This window comes from Campylobacter concisus (genome assembly GCF_015230035.1).
Taxonomy (GTDB): domain Bacteria; phylum Campylobacterota; class Campylobacteria; order Campylobacterales; family Campylobacteraceae; genus Campylobacter_A; species Campylobacter_A concisus_BK.
The window spans coordinates 245,760-254,869 of record NZ_JAAKZD010000001.1; the positions used below are offsets into that span (position 1 = coordinate 245,760).

A 9,110-nucleotide genomic window follows, 5' to 3' on the forward strand; every position below is an offset into this window, starting at 1 on the left:
TTTACTCTTTAAATTCTTTCATTTTTTTATTTGATAAAAAGCCATTTATTGTATTAAAGATTTTTAAAATTTTTGATACATTTTCGTATGATTTTACATTTTTTAGCATTTTTATCAAAATTCTATGTTTTAGTCTAAGTTTTAAAAAACCAGCTGAACTTATAATGCTATCAATATCCTCATAAAAAAGATCAAGCGCCTTTACATAGCTACTATTTTTTAAATTTGGCCTTGATGAGATAGCTGGCATATAGACACTTTTGATCTTTCTAAACTCTAGATCTGGCACCATCTCAAGAGCTAAATTTTTATTTTTTAAAATTGAGATTATGTCCTCATAGACAAATTTATGATCCACCACAGCTTTTAGCTTTTCAAAGCCACTAGTGTTATTTTCTCCGATATTGTAGTTATAAAACGCTCTATTTAGCTTCACAAGAGTCTTTGAAGCGATAACATTTCTTACTAAGGCATGAAAATCTTCAGCCTGTGTGATCCTAACCGGAAATAAATTTTCTTTTAAAATTTCTGTTTTAATAGCTTTATTCCATGTATTATGCAAGACTTTATTATGTCTTGAAGCAAGCAATCTCCTTAAATACTCATTTTTATCTATAGTGCATTCATCTTTTGTCTCAAAGTCTTTTAAATATACTTTTTTATTACCATAAATTTTAAATGCATCTGTTATTACTATATCTGCCTCAAACCTCTCTGCAACATCATATACGCTTGAAGCGTAATCCTTTTCTACGTAATCATCAGCATCAATACAAATAGTGTATTTTCCCTTAGCTAGCAATATACCGTCATTTCTGGCAGCACTTACGCCTGCATTGATCTTTGTTTTTAATATTATTTTATCTTCATACTCTTTTAAAATTTGTGGTGTATTATCACTACTTCCATCGTCTATAACTATTATCTCAATGTCAGTAAAATCTTGGGATATTAGCGAATTTAAACAATTTCTAACATGCTCCTCTTTGTTAAAAACAGGCACTATAAAGCTTATTTTCACGCCAGACACAATACTTCCTTTTAACTTTTTGTTTAATTGTATATTATTTTTAGTTCATCAATGATAAAATGCAAACTTAAATTTTAAAGGATATGCATGAAAAATGAGATTGCGTCAAAACTCTACAACTTTTTTTTGCTTGTGATGCTGTTTACACTACCAGTTACCGAAGGATTAAAACAAATTTCATTAACGCTTTTTGTCTTGGTTGGAATTTATATCTGTGTTAAAGAAAAAAGGCAATTTAAATTTGATGTTATAAATGTCTCCTTCTTTATCTTTGTTTTGGCCACTTTTATAAGCTGCCTTGTAAATGGGGTTTCGCCTTCAAGAGTGCTTGATCCATTAAGATGCATGTTGTTTTTCTTTGTAGCTAGAACTGTTGGAACAGAAAAAATAAATTTTAAATTTATGTTTTATGCACTATTTGCTGGTTTTATTGTCGCTTTTATACCAGCTTGCATAGAAAAATTTAGTGATCCAGATCCAGAGGCTTTTTTAATATTAAAATCAATTGGACATGTAAATCATAGTGCTATTTACATATTTTTAATTTTTCTAACAGCACTATTATTTATGTCAAATAAAAATAAAAATAGATCAATAAATATTTCCATATCTATAATTTGTATTTTAGCTCTTGCTATCGCTGGTTCAAGATCGACTGCTTATATGATTCCATTGGTTAGTGTTTTAATTTTTTCATATTTGATATATAAAAAAGAGGTTAGTTTTAAGCTCTCACTAACACTATCCATTTTATTTTGCGTAGTATTTTTTACATACTTATATATAACCGTAGCCTTTACTGCAGATGAAAGAATATACGATCAAATGTCAAAAGGGGTGCAAGGCGGTGAATTTAGATTTCTCATATTTGAAAGTGCATTTAAAACATGGCAAGACAATATCTTTTTTGGCATAGGTAGTGGAAATTTTAAGAGTATAGATTTGACGCACTTTTTTCCACAAAGTGCAAAAGCACATGTATCTCATGCACACAACACCTTTTTAACATTTTTAACCGAAAAAGGCATTATCGCCCTGCTTGCATATTTAGTATTTCAGCTATCACTTTTTGTAAAATTCATTAAAAATTTCAGGCAAAACAGCATAGTTTTTCTAGCGCTTTTGATGCTTGTTTTTCAAAACGTAATTTCACTTGTAAACACAACATTTCACCATGAAAACGCACTTTTGATGCTCTTGTTTTGGGCACTGGCTTTAGGAGTTATCGATGAAAAAAATAGTATTTTTAAGAACTAATCCAAACGCAGTTGGAGGTGCTGAAAGATACTTAAGAAGGCTTGTTAAGGCCCTAAATGAGCTTGGTATCCAAACAGAAATTCGCTCATATCTTGGAGATATTAGCGTCTCTTCTTGGAAAAAAGCTCTAAATTTTAACCGCCAAGTAAAACGCCAAAAAAGAGAGGACGAGTTTTACTTTAGCCTAGAGCGAGTAAGCTGTGCCGATATCTACAGGGCAGGCGACGGCGTGCATAAGGTTTATAGGGCTACAAAGAGCTTTTGGTGGCTAAACCCACTAAATTTCGTCTATCCATACTTAGAGAAAAAGTGCTTTAAAAACTCCCAAAAGATCATCACAAACTCAAATTTCATCAAAGAGCAGATCATCGCGACTTACGGCATAGAGCCAGAGAAGATCACGACCATTTATAACGGCATAAATTTACCCCAAAGGGTGCAAAAAGCCGAGGCAAAGCTCGCACTCTGTGAGGAATTTGGACTTAAATTTGAGCTTGCGACCCTGCTTTTCGTGGGAAATGGCTTTAAAAGAAAGGGGCTAAAAGAGTTTTTACTCCTTGCTTCAAAGCTAAAAACGCTCGTAAATACGCTCATTGTCGGCAAAGACAAAAACATCTCAAGCTACAAACGCCTAGCTAAAAAACTTGGGCTAAACGCCTATTTTGTCGGCGAGCAAAAGAGCACGGCTAAATTTTATGAGGCGAGCGATATTTTTATCTTTCCAACGCACTATGAACCATTTTCAAATGTCGTGTTAGAGGCACTTAGCTTTAAAAACGTGGTCTTTACGACGGCTCAAAATGGCGCTAGCGAGATTTTAGAAGATAAATTTGTACTTCAAAGCCCAAATGACGAGAGCACGCTGGAGTTTATAGATGAAATTCTCACAAACCATGAGCTTTTAGCGAGCCTGCAAGAGAAGGCCTACGAGCTTTCTTTAAATTTTAGCATCGAAAAAAACGCCGCTCTTACGCTTGATGTTATAAAAGACGCCTTAAAATGAGAGTTTTTATCGAGCTTCCAACCTGGCTTGGTGATAGCGTGATGGCAAGCGCTGCGATCGAAAATTTGGTGCAAAATGAGAAGAATTTACAAATCGTTTTTTTTGGCTCATTTGTAGCTTGCGAGCTTTACAAAAGCCATCCAAACTGCGAAAAAGTGGTCGTTGATGAGAGCAAAAAGGCTAAATTTAGATTTTTATCACTTGGCAAAAGTGCAAAAAGTCTTGGCGAATTTGATCTAGCGCTTAGCTTTAGAAGCTCGTTTGCTAGCAAATTTTTGCTATTTTTTATAAACGCTAAGAAAAAAGCCATATTTAAAAAGAGTAAAACCATCCTTCATCAGGTGCTAAAATATGCAAATTTTGTAAAAAATGCCCTAGGCCTAAGCAAAATTTCTACTCAGCTAAAGCTACATTTTACACCTCAAATTTCAGCTAAAAAAACACTGGCTCTAAATCCAGGTGCGAGCTACGGAAGTGCGAAAAGATGGTATCCAGAGTACTTTGCACAGGTGGCGCTAAATTTTAAAGATGAGTTTGAGATAGTCATCTTTGGTGGCAAAGGCGAGCAAGAAATTTGTGAAAAAATAGAGCAAATTTTAAAAGAAAATGGCTTAGCTTGCCAAAATTTAGCTGGCAAAACCAGCGTCAAAGAGCTTTGTGAGCGCATAGCTGGGCTTAGACAAAATGGCATTTTCGTCACAAACGATAGCGGTCCTATGCACGTAGCTGCCGCCTTTCATGTGCCAACGATTGCTCTTTTTGGACCGACAAAATTTAGCGAGACCTCGCCCTGGGGAAATGAATTTGCAAAGATAGTGCATCTAAATTTGGCTTGCATGCCCTGTATGAAGCGAGTTTGCCCACTAAAAACGCATGCTTGCATGAGAGATCTAAAGCCGCAAATGGTGATAGATGAGATAAATTTACTAAGAAAAGAGCTAGATTATTAAGCTAAGCGCACGAATAACCCAGTCAAAATATAAGCTTAAAGCTTCGCAGAGACGCTTGTTAGCCTGTTTAATTCATCAAATGAAAAAATTACATTATCTTTAAATTTAGCTACTATCTCATCCTTATTTTCGCTAAATTTTATCTCGCAACCCAACAAAAGCCCTTTTATAAAAAGCTTGTGATCAAGCTCATAGGCGCTTATGCACTCATTTACTACGCTTACTACTTCGTTTGCTAAAACTGGCTCTTTAAAGATGACCTCAGCCCTAAATGCAACGTACGCAGCACCTCCGTCGTAATCAATTTTGTAGTAGCTTAACTCCTCGCCAAGCGCCACGCAAGCAACCATGCTGAGCGTATGACCATTTACATTTTCATCTAGCTCAAACTGTGCCGTGCTAAACGCTTCAAGCCCAAATTTCTCGCCAAACTCACGCGCCCTATCTGCAAGGCCAAGCAAGCGCTCGTCAAAGCCATTTACATTTTCATAGCCCCAAAGCCAAGTGTTAGACGAAAAGCTCTCAGAGCCGATAAACTGCATATCAAACTCCTGCTTGTCAAAGCAAATTTTGCCGCTTTCAAAGTCAGCCTGCCATTTGCTAGCCTCGACCACTTGCTTAAAAAGCCGTTTTTGAAGCAGCATCGCTCTGCCAAGGCAAGCGCTAAAAAGCTCACTCCAGTTACTTTTATCTATGCCAAGCTCGTCTAAAAAATGGCTCTTTTTTCTAAAAATATCAAACATCTCTTATCCTTAAATTTACGCCGAAGCCGCAAGCTTTTCTATCTCTTCGCCTACATCATCACTTACGATAAATTCAGTCTTATAGATGAAAATTTCGCCAGTTGCTTCATTTTTTATCTTCAAAATTAGCCGTTTTTGATTATTTGGAGCATTTTTGCTAAAAACTAGCGAGTAAATTTGCTCCAGCTTTTGCCTGCTAAGCTCACTAAGGCTTAAAAGCACCTCCAGCTCAGCATACTCTCTTACTTTTTGAGGGGCGCTCGCCTCTTCATTTTTGCTAAATTTAGAGTTTTGCTTTAGCTTTCTTGTCTTAAAGTCTAAATTTTGCGCATCTTCTAGGCTATAAACCTCATTTAAATTTGTCCTAACAAATTGATCGTCGCGCGAGATATTTATCCTAAATGCATAAGGCAGATCGCGCTTTGCCTCGTCTTTTACGATATCTTCGATGTTGCCAAGCTCCCTTTCAAAGACTGCGATCTCGATGTTGCCGTGAAAGTCTAGCACATTTATAGTGCCCATTTTTTTGCCGCTTTTTGTGATCCTAGTAGCAAAGTCTTCGATCTTGCCAACCACTAAAATTTCAGCGCTTTGTGGCAAGGTCTCAAACTCCGAGCTTAGCGTGTATTTGATCTTATTTATCTCGTCTTTATAGTCATCAAGCGGATGTCCTGAGAGGTAGATGCCAACGCTCTCTTGTTCAAATTTTAATATCTGTTTGACGTCAAATTCATCATTTATAGTGACGAAATTTATCTTCACATCATTCATACTATCATCTTCGCCAAAGAGGCTCTCAGCCGCATTTTTACGTATCTGAGCAGCATTTTTGCAAGCTTCTACGATATTTTCTACATTTTGTAAAAGCATCTTGCGGCTAAAGCCAAACTCATCGAAGCAGCCAGCTTTTATAAGGCTTTCAAAGACCTTTTTATTGACCTTAAATGGATCGATCCTTGAGACAAAGTCGTCCATGCTCTTAAACTCGCCCTTTGCATCACGCTCAGCGATGATGTTCTCAATAGCCGCCCCACCAACGCCTTTAATCGCTCCAAGCCCAAATATAATGCCATCATGATCACCATTTTTAACGACGCTAAATTCTTTGGTTGATTTGTTGATAGATGGTGGCAAAGTATCGATGTTTATGCGTTTTATCTCATCGATGTAGCGAACGATCTTATCGACGTTGCTCTCCTCGCTTGTTAAAAGTGCCGCCATAAATTCAGCCGGATAGTAAGCCTTCAGATACGCCGTCTGAAATGTAACATAAGCGTAGGCTGCGGAGTGAGACTTGTTAAAGCCATATCCTGCAAATTTGACGATCAGCTCGAAAAGATCGTCCGCTTTTTGACCATTTAGCCCTTTGGCTTCAGCACCTTTTACAAACTCGCCCTTTAGCCTATCCATCTCCTCTTTGATCTTTTTACCCATCGCACGGCGCACAAGGTCCGCCCCACCAAGACTAAAGCCGCCTATGGCTTGCACGATCTGCATGACTTGCTCTTGATAGACGATGACGCCGTATGTTGGCGCAAGGATCGGCTCAAGCTCCTTAAATGCGTATGTTATCTCCGCCTCGCCATGTTTTCTTTTGACGAAGTCATCAAGCATACCACTCTCCATCGGTCCTGGGCGATAAAGCGCTAACATCGCGACGATATCCTCAAAGCAGTCTGGGCGCAGGCTGGTTCCTAGCTTTCTCATGCCCTCGCCCTCTATCTGAAAGATGCCGATGGCTTGGCCACTTTGTATCATCTTATAAACGCCAGAGTCGTTTTTATCGACCTGCTCCCAGATGATGTCCTTGCCAGTGCGCTGTTTAACGAGCTTTATCGCATTGTTGATAACCGTTAGCGTCTTAAGGCCAAGAAAGTCAAATTTTATTAAATCAACGTCTTCAAGGTATTTCAGGCTATACTGAGTGACAAAGCGATCTTCTGGACTATTTGGCTGGCGAAATAGTGGGGTTTTGTTCCAAAGCTCTTCGTTTGAGATGACAACGCCTGCTGCGTGCTGACCGGCGTTTCTGTTTAGCCCCTCAAGATCAAGGGCAAATTTCCAAATTTTAGCCGCCTTTGGATTTTGACTTATTAGCTCAGCTATCTTTGGCTCTTTATCATAGGCGTCTTTTAGCGTGATGTTTAGCTCATCAGGGATAAGCTTTGCCATCGCATCAGCCTCCGCATAAGGCATATCGCAGACTCTAGCGACATCTCTAATGACACCCTTTGCGAGCAATTTACCAAATGTAATAACACCAGCAACGTTAAATTTGCCGTATTTTTGCGTGACATAGTCGATGATCTCGCCACGTCTGCTTTGACAAAAATCCACGTCGATATCTGGCATGCTAACGCGCTCTGGGTTTAGAAATCTCTCAAAAAGCAGGTTGTATGGGATAGGATCAAGGTCGGTGATCTTTAGCGAGTAAGCGACCAAGCTACCAGCTGCAGAGCCACGTCCTGGACCAACTGGCACGCCTCTGCGCTTGGCTTCATTTATGAAGTCCCAAACGATCATCATATATCCTGGGAAATTCATCTTATTGATGATGCCGATCTCTATCTCAAGGCGCTTTCTATACTCTTCGTGTAAATTTTCAGGGACAAATTTCAGCCTCTCTTCAAGACCCTTTCTACACTCATGCTCGAAAAAAACAGCGTCATTTTTGAAGCTATATCTGTTTTCTGGCTCTGGGAGGGTCAAATTTCTCTCCTTAGCGCACTCAAGAGTAAATTTAAAATTTGGCGGAGTTGGGTTGCCAAGCTTGATCTCAAGGTTGCACTTATCCACGATCTCTTGGGTGTTTTCTATCGCTTCAGGGATGTCTAAAAATAGCTCATTCATCTGCTCTTTGCTTTTGACAAAAAACTCATGGACGCTGTGGCGAAGTCGGTTTGGGTCGTCTAAGGTTTTGTTCATCGCGATGCACATGAAAACCTCGTGTGCGGCGGCTCTTTCTTTAAAAGTGTAGTGGGTATCGTTTGTGGCGATGACCTTGATGCCAGTCTCTTTTGCGATACGCAAGATGTCATCGTCTATGCGCCTTTGATCGCCGATGCCGTGGCGCATGATCTCAAGGTAAAAGTCATCGCCAAAAATTTCTTTATACTCAAGCGCGACCTCTTTTGCCCGTTCGTAGCCTTTAGCGCCAAATTTAACGTTACGTTCGCTTAAATTTAGATGCCAGCTCACCTCGCCCTGCAAGCAAGCAGAGCTGCAAACTAGGCCCTCGCTGTGCTCTTTTAAAATTTTTTTATTGATACGAGGATAGTAGTAAAAGCCCTCGATGTAGCTCATGGAGCTAAGATACATCAGATTTTTATAGCCAGTCTCGTTTTTGGCGATTAGGATGAGGTGAAAGCGCTGTTTGGTGCTCTTGTCGTCAAGCTGCTCGCCGTTATGCACGTATGCTTCGATGCCAATTAGCGGTTTTATACCATTTTTTTTCATCTTTTTGTAAAAATCAATCGCGCCAAACATGTTGCCGTGATCCGTGATCGCTGCTGCCGTGTCGCCTCTGTCATGAAGCGTATGAGCTAGCTCTTCTATCTTGTTTGCTCCGTCTAGTAGGGAGTATTCGGTGTGTAAATGTAGGTGTGTAAAGCCAGAATTTTCACTCATTTTTTATCCTTTTTAATGAGCGGATTTTACAAAATTTTGGCTAATAAGGCGCTTGATGAAAGCTTAATGATAGCTTTAAAATTTAGAGATTTTTTAAGTCTGTGACAAGAGCAAAGCGCGCGATCATGCTGTCACACTGCGTAATTTAGCGTTTGGCAAATTTTAAAATTAGAGCTAGCAAATCACATTGTCAAATTTAACCTCGATAAAATTTTAAACGGCATGCGCTACGCTAGCACAATCGCATGCAGTTAAAAAACTCGAGCAAATTTTAAAATTTCATGAACGAGTAATTTCGGCTCTGATTTTAGTGGCAAGCTTTGCGAGACCTAAAATCAGTAGTCAATTCTTGCGAGTGAATGGAATTTTAAAATTTGCAAAGACAGCTTGATTAAATTTGTAAATTTCTTTTTATTTAAAAGTGAGACAAGGGGACTCGAGTTACGGTCTGCTCGCAGTTACGATAAGTCGAAGCAAAGCCGTCCCCTTATCCCCCTTTT

6 protein-coding genes are annotated in these 9,110 nt (G+C 38.9%); 3 read left to right on the forward strand and 3 right to left on the reverse strand.

Features of this window, described 5'->3' with window-relative positions; all coding sequences use genetic code 11:
- Position 1: 1 nt before the first annotated feature.
- Positions 2–1,030 carry a glycosyltransferase gene (locus G6W41_RS01200; RefSeq protein ID WP_194170358.1) on the reverse strand — a complete coding sequence of 343 codons (1,029 nt, stop codon included), beginning with the start codon at positions 1,028–1,030 and terminating at the stop codon, positions 2–4.
- A gap of 87 nt (positions 1,031–1,117) precedes the next feature.
- Between G6W41_RS01200 and G6W41_RS01205 the strand changes: the two genes are divergently transcribed.
- From G6W41_RS01205 to waaF, 3 genes are read left to right on the forward strand one after another with little or no spacing between them, the layout of a single operon-like run.
- Positions 1,118–2,287 (forward strand): O-antigen ligase family protein, encoded by a 1,170-nt coding sequence (locus G6W41_RS01205; protein WP_194170359.1) that lies wholly within the window; start codon positions 1,118–1,120, stop codon positions 2,285–2,287.
- Entirely contained in the window at positions 2,259–3,290 is a 1,032-nt protein-coding gene (locus G6W41_RS01210; RefSeq protein ID WP_194170360.1) for a glycosyltransferase family 4 protein, read from the forward strand. The genes G6W41_RS01205 and G6W41_RS01210 overlap by 29 nt, the downstream gene beginning before the upstream one ends.
- Positions 3,287–4,240: a lipopolysaccharide heptosyltransferase II gene (gene waaF, locus G6W41_RS01215; protein WP_194170361.1), complete on the forward strand. Its 954-nt coding sequence runs from the start codon at positions 3,287–3,289 to the stop codon at positions 4,238–4,240. The genes G6W41_RS01210 and waaF overlap by 4 nt, the downstream gene beginning before the upstream one ends.
- 35 nt (positions 4,241–4,275) lie before the next feature.
- Here the strand turns inward: waaF and G6W41_RS01220 are convergent, their stop codons facing one another.
- A complete protein-coding gene (locus G6W41_RS01220; RefSeq protein ID WP_194170362.1) occupies positions 4,276–4,983 on the reverse strand; it encodes a DUF6882 domain-containing protein in 708 nt (235 codons plus the stop codon).
- A 15-nt stretch (positions 4,984–4,998) separates the two neighbouring features.
- The gene (gene dnaE, locus G6W41_RS01225) at positions 4,999–8,610 is read right to left on the reverse strand and encodes a DNA polymerase III subunit alpha (RefSeq protein WP_194170363.1); all 3,612 of its coding nucleotides are present in this window, start codon (positions 8,608–8,610) and stop codon (positions 4,999–5,001) included.
- Positions 8,611–9,110 lie beyond the last annotated feature (500 nt).